The 724-nt window shown below is 40.9% G+C and carries 1 protein-coding gene; it reads left to right on the top strand.

Going from position 1 to position 724, the window contains the following annotated elements; all coding sequences use genetic code 11:
• Window positions 1-73 precede the first annotated feature (73 nt).
• Window positions 74-724: YitT family protein (locus HMPREF9140_RS10000; RefSeq protein WP_006953793.1), on the top strand; the 651-nt coding region annotated here is incomplete at its 3' end.

Genomic DNA, 724 nt, shown 5'->3' with positions numbered 1-724 from the left:
TAATCGGCCTTTGGGCTGTTTTGCATACCATGAGAATAATCCTTTAAATATCACAATCAAAAATCATGAAATTATGAATCAAAATCAGCGATTCAGTCACGTATTCACAGCAGAAAATGCGAAGAAAACTGTCAGTAAACTAGGGGCCATTCTGGCTACCAAGAAGTTTTGGGTAGAACTTCTCATAATGACGTTGGGCATGTTTGTTGCCGCTATGGGAGTTTATTTTTTCTTGATTCCCAGTAAGCTCATTGTTGGTTCTATCACCGGCTTATCGCTAGTGGTTTCTAAACTACTTCCGTTCATTTCGGTAGGAACTATAATATTTGTTATCAATGCTATTTTGTTGATTCTGGCATTCTTACTCATTGGTAACGAATTCGGAGCAAAGACGGTCTACACGGCATTAATTCTCGGTCCGATGATTGACTTCCTGGGAACAGTTATTCCCATCAAGGAATCTATATTTGCCGTCCATGTAGCAGGACAAACGATAGCTAATCCATGGTTCGATTTGTTGTGTTTCGTTGTTGTTTTGAGTGCATCGCAAAGCATATTGTTCAGTATAAATGCCTCTACTGGCGGACTGGATATTATGGCTAAAATCATCAATAAATACACCGGTTTTCACCTCGGTTCGGCGGTTGCCATTGCGGGCGGTCTCATTTGCTGTACAGCCTTTGCAATCAACGACGTAGGACTGGTTATGATTGGACTTATTGGC

The organism is Prevotella micans F0438 (genome assembly GCF_000243035.1).
GTDB lineage: Bacteria > Bacteroidota > Bacteroidia > Bacteroidales > Bacteroidaceae > Prevotella > Prevotella micans.
Note: the sequence above shows the minus strand (reverse complement) of the source record. Positions and strands in the feature narration are given on the sequence as shown.